The 19985-nt window shown below is 39.7% G+C and carries 17 protein-coding genes; 4 read left to right on the top strand and 13 right to left on the bottom strand.

The genetic code is table 11. The features are described 5' to 3' along the window. The gene (locus DWA30_RS04780) at positions 1-2001 is read left to right on the top strand and encodes an ATP-binding protein (protein ID WP_114491401.1); all 2001 of its coding nucleotides are present in this window, start codon (positions 1-3) and stop codon (positions 1999-2001) included. A gap of 19 nt (positions 2002-2020) precedes the next feature. On the opposite strand, the gene DWA30_RS04775 is transcribed toward DWA30_RS04780, so the two are convergent. Continuing rightward, on the bottom strand, positions 2021-2383 hold the full coding sequence (locus DWA30_RS04775) for a DUF4870 domain-containing protein (protein WP_114491400.1): 363 nt from the start codon (positions 2381-2383) through the stop codon (positions 2021-2023). 148 nt (positions 2384-2531) lie between these two features. On the opposite strand from DWA30_RS04775, the gene mnmE reads away from it, so the two are divergent. From mnmE to DWA30_RS04760, 3 genes are all read left to right on the top strand, one after another. Continuing rightward, entirely contained in the window at positions 2532-3995 is a 1464-nt protein-coding gene (gene mnmE / locus DWA30_RS04770; RefSeq protein WP_114491399.1) for a tRNA uridine-5-carboxymethylaminomethyl(34) synthesis GTPase MnmE, read from the top strand. 108 nt (positions 3996-4103) lie between these two features. After that, positions 4104-4526, top strand: coding sequence for a BLUF domain-containing protein (locus DWA30_RS04765; RefSeq protein ID WP_114491398.1), 423 nt, complete (start codon positions 4104-4106; stop codon positions 4524-4526). 117 nt (positions 4527-4643) lie between these two features. Beyond that, on the top strand, positions 4644-5072 hold the full coding sequence (locus DWA30_RS04760; protein WP_114491397.1) for an FKBP-type peptidyl-prolyl cis-trans isomerase: 429 nt from the start codon (positions 4644-4646) through the stop codon (positions 5070-5072). A 64-nt stretch (positions 5073-5136) separates the two neighbouring features. Here DWA30_RS04760 and DWA30_RS04755 read toward each other — a convergent pair whose 3' ends face one another. The 12 genes from DWA30_RS04755 to DWA30_RS04700 all read right to left on the bottom strand — a co-directional run bounded on the left by DWA30_RS04755 (position 5137) and on the right by DWA30_RS04700 (position 19964). Continuing rightward, positions 5137-6693 (bottom strand): NAD(P)/FAD-dependent oxidoreductase, encoded by a 1557-nt coding sequence (locus tag DWA30_RS04755; protein ID WP_114491396.1) that lies wholly within the window; start codon positions 6691-6693, stop codon positions 5137-5139. A 64-nt stretch (positions 6694-6757) separates the two neighbouring features. Further along, entirely contained in the window at positions 6758-8104 is a 1347-nt protein-coding gene (locus DWA30_RS04750; RefSeq protein WP_114491395.1) for a capsule assembly Wzi family protein, read from the bottom strand. A 34-nt stretch (positions 8105-8138) separates the two neighbouring features. After that, positions 8139-10520, bottom strand: a complete 2382-nt coding sequence (locus DWA30_RS04745; RefSeq protein WP_114491394.1) for a GumC family protein — start codon at positions 10518-10520, stop codon at positions 8139-8141. Between the two features lie 10 nt (positions 10521-10530). Beyond that, positions 10531-11289 carry a polysaccharide biosynthesis/export family protein gene (locus tag DWA30_RS04740; RefSeq protein WP_114491393.1) on the bottom strand — a complete coding sequence of 253 codons (759 nt, stop codon included), beginning with the start codon at positions 11287-11289 and terminating at the stop codon, positions 10531-10533. Positions 11290-11356: 67 nt separating this feature from the next. After that, positions 11357-13330, bottom strand: a complete 1974-nt coding sequence (locus DWA30_RS04735) for a polysaccharide biosynthesis protein (RefSeq protein WP_245933863.1) — start codon at positions 13328-13330, stop codon at positions 11357-11359. A 36-nt stretch (positions 13331-13366) separates the two neighbouring features. After that, on the bottom strand, positions 13367-14497 hold the full coding sequence (locus tag DWA30_RS04730) for a DegT/DnrJ/EryC1/StrS family aminotransferase (RefSeq protein WP_114491392.1): 1131 nt from the start codon (positions 14495-14497) through the stop codon (positions 13367-13369). Positions 14498-14505: 8 nt separating this feature from the next. Next, the gene (locus DWA30_RS04725) at positions 14506-15150 is read right to left on the bottom strand and encodes a metallophosphoesterase family protein (protein WP_114491391.1); all 645 of its coding nucleotides are present in this window, start codon (positions 15148-15150) and stop codon (positions 14506-14508) included. Further along, positions 15147-16046 (bottom strand): NAD-dependent epimerase/dehydratase family protein, encoded by a 900-nt coding sequence (locus tag DWA30_RS04720; RefSeq protein WP_114491390.1) that lies wholly within the window; start codon positions 16044-16046, stop codon positions 15147-15149. Before DWA30_RS04720 ends, DWA30_RS04725 begins: the two co-directional genes overlap by 4 nt. Then, positions 16043-17083 (bottom strand): ATP-grasp domain-containing protein, encoded by a 1041-nt coding sequence (locus DWA30_RS04715; RefSeq protein ID WP_114491389.1) that lies wholly within the window; start codon positions 17081-17083, stop codon positions 16043-16045. Before DWA30_RS04715 ends, DWA30_RS04720 begins: the two co-directional genes overlap by 4 nt. Further along, positions 17080-17712 (bottom strand): sugar transferase, encoded by a 633-nt coding sequence (locus DWA30_RS04710; protein ID WP_114491388.1) that lies wholly within the window; start codon positions 17710-17712, stop codon positions 17080-17082. Before DWA30_RS04710 ends, DWA30_RS04715 begins: the two co-directional genes overlap by 4 nt. Before the next feature lie 12 nt (positions 17713-17724). Continuing rightward, entirely contained in the window at positions 17725-18885 is a 1161-nt protein-coding gene (locus DWA30_RS04705) for a glycosyltransferase family 4 protein (RefSeq protein ID WP_114491387.1), read from the bottom strand. Then, the gene (locus tag DWA30_RS04700; RefSeq protein ID WP_114491386.1) at positions 18867-19964 is read right to left on the bottom strand and encodes a glycosyltransferase; all 1098 of its coding nucleotides are present in this window, start codon (positions 19962-19964) and stop codon (positions 18867-18869) included. Before DWA30_RS04700 ends, DWA30_RS04705 begins: the two co-directional genes overlap by 19 nt. Positions 19965-19985: the final 21 nt, after the last annotated feature.

Here is a 19985-nt window from a genome sequence, read left to right as displayed (position 1 = left end):
ATGGCAGGGTTAGATCATAATGATGAGCGACAAATTGAGCTCCAAACAGCGCTAGAGCTATATAACAACGCTCCCTGCGGTGCTGTATCATTCTATAAGAATGGGATTATCTTCGAGATCAACCAAACTATGCTCGATTGGTTGGGATATGAGCGTGATGAATTGGTAAATAAAAAAACACTGCCAAGTTTATTTAGAGTGGGTGGTCAAATATTTTTCGAAACTCACTTTTTTCCATTAATACAAATGCAAGGGTTTATAAAGGAAGTCTATTTTGATATTCTACATAAAGATAAGAGTGTTTTCCACGGACTTATCAATGCAAGAAAAGTTCCTACATCAGCCGATCAACCTAACATTTATCAAGCAACAATCTTGGATATTAGTGATCGGTGGAACTACGAGATGGAACTATTAAAGGCCAAACGAAAAGCGGAAGCCGATTCGAAGGCTAAAGCAGAGTTTTTAGCAACTATAAGTCACGAAATTAGGACCCCTCTAAATGCCATCTTAGGAATTGGAAACTTACTACATGCGACACCGTTAAATGAAAACCAAAAGGAGTATGCACGTTTGTTATTACATTCTTCGGAAAATTTACTTGGACTCGTTAATAATCTGTTAGATCTAAGTAAAATAGAAGCACGAATGGTGGAGCTCGAGGAAGTTTCGTTTAATTTACATGATCTGGTGGAAGTTTTACAAGAGACTTATTCGGTAAAGGCATCGAACAAAGGAATTGCCTTACAAGTTGAATTAGGAGAGAACGTAAAAGATCAATTTGTTGGAGACCCTGTAAAATTAAACCAAATTCTTACCAATCTTGTTGGTAACGCCATCAAGTTTACCAAAGAAGGGGGTGTGACCTTGAAAATTCACGTTAAGGCAGCGTGTTCAACAAGTCAAACGCTTCATTTTGAAATAATAGATACTGGTATTGGCATTCCACCTGAAAAATTAGAATTAATTTTTCAAGAATTTTCTCAGGCAAGTTATGATGTAAGTGTAGAGTTTGGCGGGACTGGGCTAGGCCTGACCATAAGTCAAAAATTATTAGAACTTCACCATAGCAAAATGATCGTGAAGAGCATATTGAATGAAGGTTCCAGCTTTAGCTTTACCATTTCCTATACATTGGATAAAGACGCTTCTTCCAAAAAAGGGATTACCACAAAATCGTCTGATTTAGAAGCATTGATGAACTGTTTGGTCTTAATTGTGGATGACAATCCGGATAACATTTTTATCGCTTCTCAATATTTAAATCAATGGCATGTACCCTATCATGCTGCTAAAAGTGGAAAGAAAGCATTACAATTAGTAGAACAGTATGATTTCGACTTGATCCTGTTAGATCTTCAAATGCCAAAAATGGATGGCTACCAAACTGCTAAAGCTATACGTGAATTACCGTTAAAATCGCAACCATCGATTGTGGCGTTTTCAGCATCTACCAAAGGTGAAGTTTCAGAAAAACTACAGCAGGCTCAAATTGATGATCACCTTCCGAAGCCATTTAAACCAAATGAATTACTTGAGGTGCTCTTGCACCGAGAAAGTTTCAATACTTCCAACGTGGCTAGTGAGTCTTCTGAATCTCCTTTAAAAACCAGTCTTGTATCTACGAAATCCGCTTCCGAAGAAATAGATACAGCCCCATCCTTTTCTATACAACGTTATAAGAAAATGGCGAACAATAAACCGGAATTCATTAAAAAATTCGTGCTTAGTACATTAGATGGTTTAATTACTTATAAGGAAGATTTTGACGGAATCATCAAAAATAACGATCTTAAAAGCCTATCTGCGCTTATTCATAAAAGCACTATGTCATTATACTATATCGAAGCAGAACAACTAAGTGCAATGTTGAAAGAATATCGTGAACTCATTACGAATCCAGCTCCGGATACTGCTCAAATAGAGAAGGTCAAATCTGATTGTCTGAATGAATTTACCATTATCATTGAAGGGTTGAATAAAACGGCCTCGCAATTGTAAGAAATCTTTTTTTAATATTCTACGATATAAATTTTATCACCATGAAGTCGCTAGGGCTCTCGCCGTTACTTGCACGTATTGCATTAATAATAGGCAATACAAATCCGACGATACAAGCAAAGATCAAAGTGAGAATTCCAAGTCCGAAGAAAAAGATCAACGGAATACTTATAAAAATATAGAGTAACAGACTTATTTGAAAGTTTACAGCGTTCTTACCGTGTTCGTCCATGCCAATTACTGTGTCGCGTTTGGTAAGCCAAATAATCAAGGGAGCTATTAAACTTCCAAATCCAATGAGGTATCCCAATAATTGAGAGATCTGTGTTAATACCAACAATTGTGTATCGGTGTGTTTGGTTGTATGGTTGATGACTTCCATTTTTTGATTGATTTTAAGGTTATATCATATTAGTAGTAAATTGTATTTTTTGTTACAGTTATCTATTTATTGAGTTCGTTATTAGAACCTATTACAATTCAATTATACGTCCACTAAAGGCCAGAATTAATTTGTATTTTTGCAGGCTATGACGCATAATGATACCATTGTAGCCCTAGCAACACCTTCGGGAGCAGGAGCGATTGCGGTAATTCGACTTTCGGGAGAAGATTCGATTCGTGTCGCATCTAATATTTTTACATCGGTTTCTGGAAAAGAGCTCGATCAACAAAAGACACATACCATTCACCTTGGTCATATAAAAGACGGAGAAAAAACGCTTGATGAAGTTTTAGCGTCAGTGTTTAAAAACCCGAATAGTTATACAGGAGAAGACGTCGTAGAATTTTCCTGCCATGGTTCTCCCTTTATTCAACAAGAGATCATTCAATTATGTCTTCGGAAGGGGTGTCGAATGGCCACAGCAGGTGAATTTACGTTGCGTGCCTTCCTAAACGGAAAAATGGATCTTAGTCAGGCAGAAGCAGTCGCCGATCTAATTGCTTCAGACAGTGCTGCGTCACATCAATTGGCCATACAGCAAATGCGCGGTGGATTTTCTTCAGAAATAAAAAAATTGAGAGAAGAACTATTGAATTTCGCATCACTAATCGAATTAGAACTTGATTTTGCCGAGGAGGATGTAGAATTCGCCAATCGAGAAGAGTTTCAGAAACTAATTACAAAGATCACTCAGGTCTTAAAACGCCTAATTGATTCGTTTGCCACCGGTAATGTGTTAAAAAATGGGATTCCGGTTGCTATTGTCGGTGAACCCAATGTGGGGAAATCAACCTTACTTAACGCGCTTTTAAAAGAAGAGCGCGCAATTGTTAGTGATATTGCAGGAACGACACGAGATACCATAGAAGATGAAATTGTAATTGGAGGTATAGGTTTCCGTTTTATCGATACCGCAGGAATTCGTGATACAACCGATACGATCGAAGGTTTGGGCATTCAAAAAACCTTTCAGAAAATAGAGCAAGCGCAAGTTGTAGTATATCTATTTGACGCCGGAGATATGGAGAATACTCGATCGAATCATAATTCCGAAGAAAGCGATCAGTTACAGCAGGCATCTATGAATCGGGTGCTCGTTGAGATCGAAAAGATCAAGAATAAATATCCGCAAAAACCCTTGGTAATCATCGCGAATAAAGTGGATCGCTTGGATAATAAGATGCGCGCTCAACTCACTGAGGCGCTTTCTAAATTTACCAACACCAATGAACGCGCTCGTGCATTGCTTCTTTCAGCGAAGTCTGGAGAAGGCGTTGAAACCTTGCAACATACCCTGCTCGACTTCGTAAATACAGGAGCGTTGCGTAATAATGAAACCATAGTAACCAATACGCGACATTATGATGCATTGCTAAAGGCACTTGAAGAGATCATAAAAGTACAAGAAGGAATAGACGCCGGACTAAGTGGCGATTTACTAGCCATCGATATTCGACAAGCGTTGTATTATTTTGGTGAGATCACCGGTGAAATATCGAATGATGAGCTGCTAGGAAATATCTTTGCTAATTTTTGCATCGGGAAGTAAGGAAACATTAATCTAGAAATTTATAGAATTACGTTTCATGAAGCAATACTGTTAACAATACTTTTAATAGTATCAACAACATTAAAGATATTCCTTACCTTTAAAGGTATGAACAACAATTCCTTTACCATTTGCTATTTCAGTGATGCATCCGCCAGTCTAACCAATGAGGATATAAATTCTCTTTTCGATCAAGTGAACAACTTTAATAATTCACACCATATAAACGGTATACTTTTATTTGGTATGGGGAAATTTTTTCAAGTCTTGGAAGGTGATGAGACCATAGTTAAAGACTTATTCACCGATCGTATATTGAATGATGCACGTCACTCGAACATCTTTACAGTTATTGAAAAAGCATACGACGAACCCATATTTAAAAACTATAGCAGTCAATTCAATACCTATAAAGAGCCGGAGGACCTTACCAATATTCTTTCCTACTTACGCCAAAATAGAACGAACAGTACTCACAATAAATTGGAGCGTTTATTATCTCCTTTTGGTATACCCTTGGGAGCCAAGTAGAAAGATACATTCAAACGTTAAGATTTTCACAACATTCTCGATTATCTAGCTAATCTTTTGAATTGGAGCTAATAAGCTGTAATTTTGCGCTCAATTAAACTAGAATAAAACAGATTTATGAGTCAAGTAAAGCAGAATGATACCGTAAAAGTTCATTACACCGGAAAACTAGATAACGGACAAGTGTTCGATAGCTCTGTAGAGCGCGAACCACTGGAAGTAACCTTAGGCCAAGGAGCGCTTATTCCGGGATTTGAAAAAGGGATCATAGACATGAAGGTCAACGAAAAGAAAACAATAACAATTCCGAAGGAAGAGGCATACGGAGAGGTTCAGAAAGAACTATTTCAACCGGTACCTAAAGAAAACCTTCCTCAAGAGATAAAACCTGAAGTGGGAATGGGACTTATGGCTAAGAATCCAGACGGTTCTGAGCGTCAATTGCGCGTAGCCGAGGTAAACGACGACCACATTGTTGTGGACGCAAATCACCCATTGGCCGGGCAAGATCTAACATTCGAATTAGAATTGGTCGAAATAAAATAAGGACCACCATCCTAATACATACAACCCGGTTTATCCGGGTTTTTTTATGCCTTGAAGGAAAAGATCAGTACTTGTATTTTTTAGCGATGGCATCCACACAGTTCATTCCATCGATGGCTGCCGAAATTATTCCACCGGCATACCCGGCACCCTCCCCACATGGATAAAGGCCCGTTACGTCTATATGTTGCAGTGAATCGGGATCTCTAGGAATTGATACGGGAGAAGAAGTTCTGCTCTCGGGGGCATGCAATACAGCCTCGTTGGTATAATATCCTTTCATCTTCTTTCCGAAGGAAATAAAAGCTTTTTGAAGCCTTTTGGCTATCAAGGGAGGTAAGACGTTGTGTAGGTCTACCGACACGATTCCCGGCTGATAAGAGGTCTTTGGAAAGTCTTCGGAAACCTTTCCGTTCACAAAATCGATCATTCGCTGCGCCGGTACCCGTTGTGTTCTTCCGGCGGCCTCCCAACAACGTTGCTCGACTTCCTTCTGAAAGTCAAGACATACAAAAGGATCTTCGGGTTTGTAGTTGGGAAGATCTGATGGGTCGACACTAACGACTACGCCAGAATTTGCATAGGGATTGTTTCGCTTACTCGGGCTCCAACCATTGGTTACTACTTCGTTCTGCGCTGTCGCACAAGGCGCAATAATCCCGCCCGGACACATACAAAACGAATAGACCCCTAATCCATCTACCTGTTCGACCAGCGAATATGCTGCCGGTGGTAGATTCGGATTGTCACCATCGCCGTGATACTGTATATGATCTATCAGTTCTTGAGAATGCTCTATTCGCACACCCAACGCAAACGGTTTCGCTTCAATACTAATATGATTCTCATCCAGCAAATAAAAAATATCCCGAGCAGAATGCCCGGTCGCTAGTATAAGGTCGGTCACCGATCTCCATTCCTCATTATTTATCGCGATCGCAGTGATAGCCGAATTTTCTACTTTAATATTTGTAAGCTTGGAGTTGAAGTGTACTTCCCCTCCATTCTCAATGATCGCCTCACGCATGGCGGTTATGATCTTTGGCAGTTTGTTAGTACCTATATGCGGATGTGACTCTACTAAAATATCCGGGTCGGCACCAAAATGAACAAACCATTCCATTGCCTTAAGTACATTGCCCCGTTTTTTAGATCTCGTGTACAGTTTACCATCAGAGTAGGTACCTGCTCCCCCCTCTCCAAAGCAGTAGTTAGATTCCGGGTTCACGATATGCTCTTTATTGATCGTAGCCAAATCTCTTCGTCGAGATCGTACATCTTTCCCTCTTTCGTAGACAATTGGTTTTAGACCGGCCTCTAAGGCGCGCAAAGCAGCAAACAATCCTGCCGGCCCGGCACCAATGATCACGATCTCTTTTGCTTCGGAAACATGTTGCGGCACAAAGGGCGAAAGTGTTTTAATTTCATCCTCCTGTTTCCAGAACTCTAACTGAAGATTGACCTTTATTGGTTTTCTTCGTGCGTCTATTGAACGTTTTCGGATGCGCCACTCTTTGATATCCGATTTCCGAAGGCGGGCTTTCTTCAGGCCCTCCTCTAAGATAAAATGGGTGTCCTCTTGTTGTCGAGGTAAGATTGAAAGTTGGACCAAGGTGCTCATACTATTTCAAATATAGCTGAATCGCTTTAGGAATTGGGAAAAAACACCTGAACTTTCAGAAAAATTAAAAAGAATAGCGATACGACAACCCACCACCAATAATGGTATTACCAATATTTCCGGTATCGGCACCACCAAAGACTTGAAGGGTTCCAGCTTTACTAAAGGTGTATGCCAGCGAACCATAGTTAGACCACCTATTTACTTGAGGTATAAAGGGTCGTCTATAAGTTCCTAAGTAAGACGCATAAGTAGATCGTATCGTCCATTTAAACTGTTTGATAGCGCCTTGAACACCTAAATGATGAACTCTAGCACGGTTGCTGCTATACGGTGAAGTCTTATCGTTTAAGACCACACTACGGTCGAACACAATAAATGGGAGTCCGATAACATTGCCTTCGTAACTCCAACCGCTTCTATATAAATTATTTCCAAAATACCCATCAAATCCACTTTTAGAAGCACTGCCACTTTGATCGCTAGAATCGATATATTCGTATAAAATTGCCGTGAACCACTTCGGATTCGCCGGCTCAAATTGTAGTCCCCAAATCCCATCGGGAAAATTTGCCAATCGGGTTCCTGAGCCGTCTTCGAACGGATGGTCGTGATACGTCTGGAAAATACCGGCCTCGGTTTTAAATTCGTACTCGATGTAGTAGGTTCCTAAATGGTTTCCTAACGCATTGATCACCTCACCACCAATGGTAGATTCGGCGCCGCTACGTGCAAAGAACACATCTACAAAAGCACTGAAGTCGTCTGGTAGATCTCCAAAAGTAGGCGATGTTCCGGCCCATTGCGCAAAGTGTTGCAAGCGCCCTGTAAGTTTATGATTTTCATCAAAGACCGCAGTGAGACCAAGCCGCTTATAATGCACACGAACATCATCTACATATCGATCGTCATTTAACCGGTAATGCCCGATTCCCCAGTCTACCGAAAATGTATTTGAGATCCTAATAGGTTCATTGGCTTCCAATAGAATGCCTGGAAGCGGCCTCGCATTGTGAGACCAAATAAAATTGCGATTGGATGCCGATAAACCCTTGCCTACCTCTTTTTGTTTTCTACTTCCTAGGGTTGCCTTAAGCCATCGGTTATTGAAACCTACATAAAGATCTCTTCGTTGAAACGCTTCGACCACCTCATTATCTCGAACTAGTAGTGTACTTCCAACTTCTAATGATGCTGTTTCCGAAAAATTGTAGTCTACTGTAAAAGCAGCTATTCCGGAAAAATTAGTGGTAGGATATACACTCGTGCTGGTATTGGTATACAACCAAAATGGCAGTTCTTCTTCCGAAGAAAAAATGGCACTTGCTTCAACAGATCCCTCAAAATTTAGAGTTTGAGCGCTTACTAACGTAGGAAATGCTATTAGAAAAACGAGCAGAACATGTTTCATAAAACGGTATGCTTCAATAATTAGATGTTAATTGCTATCGCCTGAAAATACGTTGCAACAACGATTTGTTCTCGCTGGTGTAAGTGTAACCATATTTGTTTCCGTAGCCAAAATTATTAAGGTCCACGTTGTTCAATACAGTAGCCACATTTGCCAATCGGCCATCATCTATGGCATCTTTAGGGAACTCCAACAAACGCTTATCTGTATAGCCTGCTCGAATCACGTACAAGGTTATATCGGCCAATTTATTGATCAAGATCGTATCTGTAACCAACATAGATGGTGCTGTATCTACAATTACAAAATCATAAATCCCGTGTAGTTCTTCAAAAAACGTCTTAGTTCGCTCTTGCATTAATAATTCTGCAGGATTCGGTGGAATTGCGCCTGAAAGGATAATACTAAGATTTTTGTGATTTTCGCTAACAGAAGCCAGGTCATCTGCCCGTATGGAGTCATCAATAATATATTCTGTAAACCCTTTCTGATTACGTGAATTTTCCGGTAGGTATCTATGCAACTGCGGATTTCGAATATCTGCTCCCACCAAAACAACCTTCTTTCCCGTTAAGGCTAAGGTTAGTGCAAGATTAAAAGCGACGAATGTCTTCCCTTCCCCTTTAATGGTTGAAGTAACAAAAATAGATTTAGCCTCTTGTTGTTTTTGCAACTTGTTCACAAATAGGTATTGCAAATTCGTACGTAAGATCCGAAATGATTCGGCAAGCATACTTCTGTCATTGGTTCTCACCAATTCATGGTCTCCTTTTCTAAGGCGCGGAATCTCTCCAACCATGGCTGCATCTCTAATAACGCGTTCTACGTCTCTTCGATTTCTCACTTTGGTGTTTAACAGTGTACGAATATAGATCACCAAAAATGGAAGTAATAAACCGGCTAAAAGGGCAGACAGATAAATTAATTGTCGATTTGGTGTCACCGGTTCTTTAGTGCTATAAGCACGATCTACGACTTTTGCCTTAGGAGCAGTCACCGCTAGCGATATAGAAGCTTCTTCACGTTGCTGTAATAAGAACAAATACAATTGTTCTTTGATCGTTTGTTGGCGTTCTATGCCTCGAAAGATCTTCTCTTTGGTTGGTACTTGCGCAATTCTTGAATTTAACGTCGATTCTTGATAGTTTAGATCGCGCATGGATATCTTTAGTGCGTTGCTGCTGTTCTTTAAACTTGTTAAAATACTAGAACGCAGTTGTTCGATCTGATTGTTCACATTGACTACCACAGGATTGATCGCAGTAGAATTCTTCAGTAAGCGATTTCGTTGAAGGATCAGCTCATTGTAATTAGATACAGCTTGACTCACTTCTTCTCCTTGAAGTCCTATATTAGCAGGAAGCAGGTCATTACTCGACGAATTTTCCATATAGTCGATCATGGTATTTGCCAATTCCAATTGTGTTCCAACGTCCAGTTGTCTTTTGTTGAATTCGCTAGCATTTTCCAGAATAAGCTGGGCTTCGGCCTCAATATCTGTAAGTCGGTTTCGACTTTTAAACTCCTCTTTGCCACGTTCTACCGAATCTAATTCACGGGTAATAATATCTAAACGCGAATCGATAAAATTAGAGGTCTTTTGTGCCACTTGGCTACGATCGTTGATCGCGTCCTTATTATACTGAAAGATGAGTTCATTGATAAAATCTTCGGCTTTTTCACGAACCGGCGAATTCATGGTAATATCAACTACATTGCTGTTCTTGTTAATATTTGAAACCTTAATACGTTGTTGGTACGCTGAAGCTACAGCTTCAATAGGGCGATAGGTAACAGCAATAGGACGACCAATAAAATTCTCAAATTTTTCCGAAGTATCGATCACTGGGAATACCGTTATTTCTCCGAAGGGTAATGTAATTCGTTCGCCAAACGGATAGGTACCCTTTATGACTCCAGTCGGGCTTTCCATTTTATATTCGGTGGTAGAAATTACTTCAAAAACGAGTCTGGGAACTGGATTTGTTGTTGCACTGTCTTGAATAGACAAGTACTGAACTTCAAAAGGCTTGTATTTATACAAATTGGTATTCTTGAACGTTCCTACCGATTCGTAATTGATGTGTAGTTTCAGTTCTTTTACCACTTCGGAAATAATTCGCTTTGAATTGAAGATAGCCAATTCGTTGTCGATATTGTTCGTTTTAAAATTGGAGAAGAACCCAATATCCGAAAATGCGGCTAGTTCGGCCGGGCCACCACCGCTTTTATCGTCTTTGATTATTACTTGTGCCTGACTTTGATAAAAAGGAGTGGAATATCTTAAATATATTTTGGCACCTACCAAGGCTATAATTACAGCAAGTACAAACCAATACCAATAACGTGTATATTGTTCGATCTGCTCTCGTAGGGAAAGTTCTTTTACTTCGGAAGCATTTGGGCTATTATTCATACACTACAAATTATCGGGTAAGGATGATAACAGTACTCAATACAATGGTGACTAGCGACAACAAGGCAGGAACATCGGGTATAAAACCAGATTGCTTCACGCCTTTTAGCGAAGGTTCTACATACACCACATCATTTTGTTTTAAGAAATAGAAATCACTGTTAAAAAGATCGGATTTAGTTAGATCGATACGGGTTACTTTTTGCACCCCATTTACTTCACGGATCACCGTTACATTTTCTCTTTTTCCATCTTCGGTAAGGTCTCCTGCCAGGCCAATGGCTTGCGGAATGGTGACACGCTCGTCGTCTATTGTAAATACACCGGGATTTCTAACCTCTCCTAACACCGTAACCTTGAAGTTTAGGATGCGAACGTCTACTACTACATCGGTAACGTATTGAGATAACCTTGCTTTAAGATCTTCTTCAATTTCTCCTCTGGTCTTACCGGCAACCGAAAGCGTTCCTAGTACAGGGAACCGTATGTTACCGGAGGCGTCTACTAAATACCCTCTTAAACTTGGGTTGTTATTTCCTACTGTATTGGTTTCATTACCGGTATCGCGCAGGAATGGCTTTACCACATCCGGGTCTATAGATGAAATCGAAATATAGAGTATATCGTTATTTTCGATTACCGGTTCAAAAGATTGATCTGTTTCTTCTAAGTGAAGCGATTCAATGTCTTGAAAGTAGAGTATTTCCTTTTTTGTAGCACAAGATGCCAGTAACAACATAGCTACTAGTACTAAAAATATATATTTCATGGGCGTTTTAATTGCTGCAAATATACGGCTTATGAAAAACCTATAAATAGAATTCCTACATAATTAATTAGGTAGAAATCTTGATCTCTGTTGATTCCTCTCGTTTAGGATGGTCTAATTCTTGAAATTCTGAATTCTCACTCTTAAATTCCGGGACCAATTCTTTAAGAAGTTTCACCACCTTTTTATCCTTATCTCTGGTAGCCGATTTTACGATCTCCTTGACCTTTTTCTTTACGTCTATAAATTCGACCGTTGGAACTTTAGATATCATGATCTTAGGATGATGTGTTGGCTGAACGGTAGAGGTGTCATTTAACAGCTCTTCGTACAGTTTTTCTCCGGGACGCAGGCCTGTGATCTTAATGTCGATGTCTACATATGGTTCAAGACCCGAAAGGCGTATCATGCGTTCGGCAAGGTTTAATATCTTTACAGGTTTACCCATGTCGAATACGTAGATCTCCCCTCCTGCTCCCATGGTACCCGCTTGAAGCACTAACTGACAGGCTTCCGGAATGGTCATAAAATAGCGAATAATATTTTCGTGGGTCACGGTTACCGGTCCCCCTTGCGAAATCTGCTTTCTAAAGTGAGGGATCACCGATCCGCTTGAACCTAAAACGTTTCCGAAGCGAGTCGTAATAAATCGCGTATGCACCCCTTTTTCATTTTGAAGCGACTGCACATACATTTCGGCTGCTCTTTTCGATGCCCCCATGACATTGGTTGGATTCACGGCTTTATCGGTAGAGACCATTACAAACTTTTCGATGTCATAACTGGCCGCTAGTATAGAAAGATTTACCGTTCCTAAAATATTCACATAAATGGCCTCATGCGGATTTCGCTCAATTATGGGAACATGTTTATAGGCCGCTGCGTGATAGATTATGTTAAACTCATACTTGCTAAAAAGCAAGCCTACCCGGTGCATATTACTAATATCCGCTAATTCCGTTATAAAATTGAGTTCAGGATAATTTAGCTGTAAATACAGATCTAGTTCGTGAAGTGCAGTTTCAGCTTGATCAAGAATCACCAACAATTTTGGAGAGAATTGCGCCAATTGTCGCACGATCTCACTTCCAATAGAGCCGGCACCACCGGTTACTAAAATGGTCTTCCCGCTTAGGTCTTGTTTAATAAGTTCGTTGTCAATATGAATTGGCTCACGCTCCAATAAATCTTCTATCTGAATTGGTTTAATTTGCTTGTCGATATCCTCTTTCTTGTTCCAGGACTCTACCGTAGGAACGTTAAACACTTCGACGTTACTTGCCAAACAATGCTCAACGATCTCATTTTTTTCTTTCCCTGTAAAGGATTCGCTCATGATAAGAACGCCTTCAATATTAAGGGTAATTAATTCTTCGGAAAGTTTATCTTTAATAGGGAATACGGGTTTTCCCAAGATCTTGTATCGAGTAGATTCGATATTTCGTGTTAAGAATCCAATAAGTTGAAACGGCATGTTAGATTCGGTCGTTAGTGCTTTCCCCAATGAAATCGTATGGTCGTCAACCCCAATGATCGCCACTCTTTTTTTCTTCGAGTTACTCGCCGTGTTTCTAAGGAATTGGTAGCTTTCTTTTACCGCGATTCGGAAAAAGAGCATGATCACAAACGATATAAGCAAATACAATAATAAAGAGGTGGTCAAAAATATTTTCTCACCAAATACAGCCACGTAGGTGTAATTAAAGATGGCGATAGACGCGGCTGTTGTAAACGACGAAAACGCCAGTTTTAATACATCGGTAAAAGTAGAATGTCGAATTATACCAGAGTAGGTCTTATACACGAAAAAGAAGACCACATTCACTCCTAGAATGATAGCTCCTTGCATTGGCAACGAAAGCACTTCGAAGAAATTCAAAGGGGAACCAAGCAATATAAAATACACTAATCCTAACGAAATAATCGCTAAAAAAGCATCGATCAAAACAACGATCCATCGTGGCAGATACCGTTGATCTAGCATTTTGATCTTATCGTCTCCTTGATACAGGCTTTTAAATAATGTTTTTGGGGTGTTCACAATCAATAGGTTAAGTGATGCAAATATACTTAATATCTAAGTATAGGAAGTTAATTTAACTTTAATCCTTTGTTTTTCAGATTCTTTCAGATTAGACCCGGATGGTAAACAAAGTCCGTTCTTAAATAGATTCTCAGCCACGCCAGATCCATAATAGGGGGCATCTTTAAAGACAGGTTGCATATGCATTGGTTTCCAAAGCGGTCTTGATTCAATATTATCTTCGGCCAGATGCAATCGTATTGCTTCGGAAGTAAATCCGCTTTCCTTTTCGTTCACAGTAATACAGCTCAACCAGTGATTTGAAAAATATGCACTTGAGGGTTCAGAAAAAACTGAAACCCCTTCCGAAGCACTAAACAATTCAGCATAAAAAGAATGCATTGCCCTCCGCAATTTTATATGATCGTCTAACACTTCCATTTGTCCGCGACCTATTCCGGCAGATATATTGCTTAACCGATAGTTGTAGCCGATCTCGGAATGCTGATAATGCGGTGCATGGTCACGTGCTTGCGTAGCTAAAAAGATGGCTTTTTCCTTGTGAGCTTCGTTATGGCTTACCAAGGCACCACCACCGGAGGTTGTAATGATCTTATTTCCGTTGAACGATAGGATAGAAATATCGCCAAAGGTTCCACAGGGAGCGTCCTTATAGGTACTTCCTAACGCTTCGGCACTATCCTCAACAATTGGGATTTCATAAGTATCTGCTATCTTTCGAATTGCTTCTACCTTATACGGCATGCCATACAAATGCACTGCAATGATGGCTTTAGGCTTCTTCCCCTTCTTAATTCGATCTTTAATCGCTTGTTCTAAGTGATTGGGGCACAAATTCCAAGTGTCAGGTTCGCTATCCACAAAAACAGGCGTAGCACCTTGATAGACAATAGGATTCGCCGAGGCCGAAAAGGTCATGCTCTGGCAGAGTACTTCATCACCTTTGGATATGCCTAACAGTATCAACGTCAAATGCAAGGCAGCCGTACCGGAACTAAGTGCTGCAACATGAACGTCGTTTCCTAAATACTGCTCAAGATCAGATTCAAATCCGGTGACATTAGGACCAAGAGGAGCGATCCAGTTGGTATCGAAGGCTTCATTTACATATTGTCGCTCGGTGCCTCCCATATGTGGAGACGAAAGGTATATTTTAGGCATAATGTGAGGACTTAGCGGAGTTTACTTTGATAATATTGGATGCAAATTTCGGGAAATTTTTTCACTCTCATTTCGTTTATTATAGGTATTGGGTCATAGATTAACGTTTTTGGTATGATTTGCTTTTTTTCAACCTCAAGAATTATACATTCAATTTTTGAAAGATTTTTTCTGTTTTGTCCCACACTTCCTGTGTTGGTTAGGGTTTTTCCATTGGATAATGTCCTGTGAAACGCATAGTGGGAATGCCCAATAATCGTATTTTTAGTTAAAACAACATCGGTAAGGTCTGAATCGGGATAATAATACGAATCGTTAATTGTATGACGGATTAAGAATTCTCCTATTTCAAAGTATTCTCGATAATTACGAATTTCATCCAGATATATGAAGTCTTTATAAGTAACCGCAAAAAAAGCCTTCACCAGATCACTCTTTCCATTGTAGGCTCCTTGCAGATACGCTTCTTCGTGGTTGCCCATCAAATTCTGGCAATCTACTTCCTTGAGTAGCGCAACACATTCATTACTCCACGGGCCATAGTTCACAACATCACCATGAGAGACGATAGCATCTACTTCGTTTTGGAACGCTTGTAATACCTTTTCTAAGGCAATAATGTTTCCATGTACATCACCAATTACCAGCAGTCTCATATGGTATTATTTTTAACTAGGGTAGTCAGTCCTTCTCGCAATGGAATAAAGGTGTCGTTTTCCTTTCCGAGGTAATGTTTTAAAAGATCGACCTGTATGGTTGCTTCTGAAGTTTCCGTAGTTTCATCTGTATTATGAATTTCAGCAGAAGAACCGGTGATCTCTTTGAGCATGCTGGCGACTTCCATTAATGAAATCGAATTTCCACTCGCCGTGTTGATGATGGGATGTGTTATTTTTTCTTTGGAAAGATATAGAATGCTTTTACACACATCTTTTACGTGCATAAAATCGAACTTTACTTTATTCGCATTGGTGAGAGTCACTGTTTCGTTCTTCTGAAGCCGATTCAATATAAAAAAAAGCACGCCTGAAGGTTCCATCGAATCTCCATATATCGAAGCTAAACGCAAATGAATCACTTTTGTTCCAGTGTTGTGTACCGCTTCGTTCATCATCTGTTCCTGCGAAAGTTTCGACATCCCATAGGCGGTATGCTGGCCGGTTGGTAATTGCACTGAAGTTTCCTGTAACGGATTCGGCCAAGGCTTATTTACTACCGCCAAAGTAGATAAATTTAAAAGGTTCGAAACACGCTGTTCAACAGCCCATTTGCAAATGTTCACGCCACCCAAAACGTTTGTGGAAAATAATTCATTCACGAATGTTGGGTCGGTCGAATTGATCCCTCCTTGGGGAAGCCGAGATGCACAATTAACAATGACATCCGGGATGAATTCAATATTCTCAAATTCTGACGGACGCGTAATATCAATTGCCAAACCATCATTTTTACCCGATCTAGAGATTGTTAACACCTCTTCCCCTCGATCTTGCAGGTATGTTTTGAGTGCAGAGCCTATAAATCCACTTCCGCCAAATATCAGATATTTCATGCGTTTACTTTAAAAGGGAAATACTGCGTTTCATATTGGCTAGTCGTGCCTTTTTCTTCGAAATTACGGAGCATTTCATTCGACATAAACAGGTCTGAGAATGTTCTTAATACTACGCCATCTTTGAGTTGGGGTTGCTCAATCGTAGTTCCGTTTAGATAGTATTCCAAGAGGGCTTCCACTTCATTAAAACCAAACATATAACGCAGCGGTGTGGTTCCGCTAAAACGACAGTTAATTTCAAATACAACCGGTTTGCCGTCTTTAATTCGGTATTGAAAATTCACAGGGCCTTCAACACCCAAAGCTTCTGCGATCTCCTTGATAGTAGTATCATAAGGGGATGCACCATTTCTAAATGCGCGCCAAGTATTTCCGTTACGCAAATCACGTGTTAGTGAAACGATGGCTGCACATTTTCCATCAATGACGGTGCAGCCAGTTGTAAATTCCCCTTCAGCATCATTTAAATACTCTTGGACTACCAAATTGTTTTCATAGCTGCAAATACGATCTAAATCGGCTTTATTCTTTATTACTTCAATACCCATAGATCGAGCACCATCGTAGGGCTTGGCAAACATAGGATACTCACAAGATGAACGTAATTTTGAAATAGCTTTTGCATCGGTAGTAAGTGCAGAAACAGGGTAAGGAAAATTATTTTTTTTAAGAAATTGAGCTGTAAGATATTTATTGTTGGCAATTTCAATAACTTCTTTTTTGGACACAACAATCCGAAGGTTGTATTTGTTTTGAAATTCTTCTTGATGTTCGGCAAAAAACGGCAATTCGACATCAGTTCCTACCAAAATGATATCGATAGCCTCCTCCTCGCATATTTCTTGAATTCGGCTCTTATACATGGCGCCAGACACAAATGGAACGGTATAACATACATCTGCTAAACTATGTCCTGTTGCATGAACACTCGGATCTGCAGTTATAATTCGATAGGGTCCTTTTGCAAAATGCAAACATCGCAACACGCCTTGACCCAATAAAGCTCCTGCTCCGGTAATTAAAATATTCTTCATTCTTTTTTTTTCAAATTCTTTTCTTTTACATAGTCTACAAAGGTAGGCATAGTAACATGACCTGTTGCTGTGACACCTTCAGAGTTGACTACTTTCTTTGCAGTTAGAAACAATATCTTTAGATCAAGTAAAAAATTTATATGATGTACATACCATACGTCTAACGTAAATTTTTCATCCCAAGTTACCGAGTTCCTTCCGTTTACTTGTGCCCATCCTGTGATTCCCGGTTTGACATCATGCCTTTTTTGCTGTTCAGAATTATATAAGGGCAAATATTCAGGAAGCAACGGTCTAGGCCCCACTATACTCATATCTCCCTTGATCACGTTGAGCAATTGTGGCAATTCATCTAAGCTTGTTTTTCTAACGATCGCTCCGAAACCGCCTAAGCGATCTTCATCCGGAAGTAATTTTCCCTGCTCGTCACGCTCATTGCTCATGGTGCGAAACTTAATTATCTTAAACAGTTTTTTATTTTTACCTGGACGCGTTTGAGTAAAAAACGGATTACCTTTTAAAGACATCCATAATAAGATAGCCACCACTAGAAAAATAGGTAAAAGCAAGACAAATGCCACTAGGGCAACTAAAAAATCACAGGTAGGCTTGATAACAGTTCGGTACACGCTGCAAAGGTACTAAAGATTGGTTTCTAATAATTTGTATTCTTCTAAAATTGCCTGCCACATGGTTTGACGATCGTAACGTTTCACAATTCTTGGCCTTGCGTTTGAAGCCATTTTTTTCCGAAGCGCGTTATTGGTTGTTATTAATTCCATTGCATGGTGTAGCGCTTCACCATCTTTAGGCGGAACTATGAGACCGTTCTCCTTATGCGCTATGATCTCGTTACAGCCATTAATATTAGTCACAATAGATGGTAATTCCATGGCTCCAGCCTGCATCACTACATTTGGAAAGCCCTCTCTATAACTAGGAAAAACCAGTACGTTAGCTAAGGCATAATATAAGCGTACATCACTTTGATACCCAGTTAGAATGATTTTTTTGTTTTGATCGATCAATTCTTGCGTGCCAGTTGAAACAGGGTCGAGATCATTTTCGAATGGCCCCACTAACAATAACGAACAATCTTGGAACTTTTGTTGCAGTTTTGTAAATGCAGTAACCAATTCGTTGATCCCTTTATCTGAAACAATTCGTCCTACAAAAACAAAAATAAGGTCGGATTGAGGGATGTTTAGTTGTTGTTTTTTCTGAAGTAGTTCTGCTTCGGAAAAGTGCTCCGGCGAAAAATAGCGTGTATCGATGCCATTGCTACTACCCTGCCCTAGTACCTTTAATTTTTTTTCTTTGGTGAATCTTTCGGCAAGAATGATATCATACAAACCTTGGGAATTGGGATAAACGTTCGTGGCCAACTTATAGGTTAGTTTTTCAACGGTATTCAACACCTTTCGTTTTATTCCTGAGGCTTCCAGCAATGGAAGTCCGGCTACGGTATGCAGACGCAATGGCACTCCAGCCAGCCATGCAGCAAACATTCCGACGATACCTGCTTTAGGCGTATGGGTGTGAACGATTAATGGTTTTTCTTTCTTCAGAAAGCGATATAAGGTCACGACCGCTTTGAGGTCTTGAAATGGTGTGATCTTCCGTGTTTGATGAAGATGAAAAGTGGCAACACCTTCATTTTCGCCATATTGCTTTAAGCGGTCGGCTTCCGAAGAAACAGCGATCACCTCATAAAATTGTTGCATGAACGATAGTTGCCCTTCCAATAGTTTTTCTAATGACAACGGAACTGTAGTGACACGGATTAATTTTTTCTTAGGCATGCTTCGTACAGTTTAATGTGTTGTTCAACCATCTTTTTGAGGTCGTACTGTTCTGAGCGTTTTAAACAGGCGGCAGCGATCTCATTGTAATATAAACTATCATCTATTAACTTATTAATTTCGTTGGCTAAGCCTTTTTCATCTTTCGGTTCGAACAATACTCCGGCCCCTTTTACTACATCGGTTAATCCTGGTACATTCGTAGCTACAAATGGCTTCCCTGCCGCCATTCCTTCTATACTTGATAGCGACAAACCTTCATGAAAAGATGATAATATCACGATATCTGCCATTTTCAACAACTGCGGTACATCCATGCGCAATCCTAAGAAAAAAACTCGAGATTTGAGCTGTAATTGACCTACTAACGCTTCGCATTCATTTTTTAATTCTCCGTCTCCTATAAGCAGGAGTTTTACATTTTGTGGTAAACGGGTTAAAGATCTAATTACTGTTTTTTGATCCTTTGGTTGATTAAATCTCGCTACTTGGATGAGAACAAGATCACTTGCTATAAGCCTCTTATCGATCTTATGTCTCTCAAGTGGCAATGCGTTATGAAATCTTGAAATATCAACCCCATTTTCAATTACTTTTACTCGTTTTGAATTTAATCCCGTATGGTTCTGTATGATATGACGAATTTCTTCTGTAATACATATGATCCGATGGTAAAAGCGATAAATATGTTTATCGATAAAACTAAAGATAGTATTCTTTAATCTTCGATTGGAGGTACTGTGCTCGGTGTACACCAAAGAAATTTTCGCGTTTGAGAGTACCTTAGCAAAAACAACAAAATACAGTGCAGGAAACAAATGAACGTGAGCAATATCGTAGTTCTTTAGATATTTTCTGAGTTTAAAAATATTCCACGGATTATAGATTCCTCCTACTCCCAAGCTAAAAAGCGTTATATCATTATTGCTCTTTAATTGCTTTACAAAAGGATGCTCGGTACCGTCTAGTAGCACAACATCAACCATCAACCCCTTTTTTCTGTATTCAGGAATAGTTTCTAACACCAGTTTTTCGGCTCCTCCTGTATTCAAGCTATTTATAATATGAACTATTCTCATAGCCTATTTAGAGATTTCTTC

Source organism: Candidatus Ulvibacter alkanivorans (assembly GCF_003333325.1).
GTDB classification, from domain to species: Bacteria; Bacteroidota; Bacteroidia; order Flavobacteriales; family Flavobacteriaceae; genus Ulvibacter_A; species Ulvibacter_A alkanivorans.
Note: the sequence above shows the minus strand (reverse complement) of the source record. Positions and strands in the feature narration are given on the sequence as shown.

What these genes read in the sequence shown, in the direction of transcription:
- DWA30_RS04780 (WP_114491401.1), top strand. Translation starts at nt 1, where the DNA reads ATGGCAGGGTTAGATCATAATGATGAGCGACAAATTGAGCTCCAAACA.
- DWA30_RS04775 (WP_114491400.1), bottom strand. Translation starts at nt 2,383, where the DNA reads ATGGAAGTCATCAACCATACAACCAAACACACCGATACACAATTGTTG.
- mnmE (WP_114491399.1), top strand. Translation starts at nt 2,532, where the DNA reads ATGACGCATAATGATACCATTGTAGCCCTAGCAACACCTTCGGGAGCA.
- DWA30_RS04765 (WP_114491398.1), top strand. Translation starts at nt 4,104, where the DNA reads ATGAACAACAATTCCTTTACCATTTGCTATTTCAGTGATGCATCCGCC.
- DWA30_RS04760 (WP_114491397.1), top strand. Translation starts at nt 4,644, where the DNA reads ATGAGTCAAGTAAAGCAGAATGATACCGTAAAAGTTCATTACACCGGA.
- DWA30_RS04755 (WP_114491396.1), bottom strand. Translation starts at nt 6,693, where the DNA reads ATGAGCACCTTGGTCCAACTTTCAATCTTACCTCGACAACAAGAGGAC.
- DWA30_RS04750 (WP_114491395.1), bottom strand. Translation starts at nt 8,104, where the DNA reads ATGAAACATGTTCTGCTCGTTTTTCTAATAGCATTTCCTACGTTAGTA.
- DWA30_RS04745 (WP_114491394.1), bottom strand. Translation starts at nt 10,520, where the DNA reads ATGAATAATAGCCCAAATGCTTCCGAAGTAAAAGAACTTTCCCTACGA.
- DWA30_RS04740 (WP_114491393.1), bottom strand. Translation starts at nt 11,289, where the DNA reads ATGAAATATATATTTTTAGTACTAGTAGCTATGTTGTTACTGGCATCT.
- DWA30_RS04725 (WP_114491391.1), bottom strand. Translation starts at nt 15,150, where the DNA reads ATGAGACTGCTGGTAATTGGTGATGTACATGGAAACATTATTGCCTTA.
- DWA30_RS04720 (WP_114491390.1), bottom strand. Translation starts at nt 16,046, where the DNA reads ATGAAATATCTGATATTTGGCGGAAGTGGATTTATAGGCTCTGCACTC.
- DWA30_RS04715 (WP_114491389.1), bottom strand. Translation starts at nt 17,083, where the DNA reads ATGAAGAATATTTTAATTACCGGAGCAGGAGCTTTATTGGGTCAAGGC.
- DWA30_RS04705 (WP_114491387.1), bottom strand. Translation starts at nt 18,885, where the DNA reads ATGCCTAAGAAAAAATTAATCCGTGTCACTACAGTTCCGTTGTCATTA.
- DWA30_RS04700 (WP_114491386.1), bottom strand. Translation starts at nt 19,964, where the DNA reads ATGAGAATAGTTCATATTATAAATAGCTTGAATACAGGAGGAGCCGAA.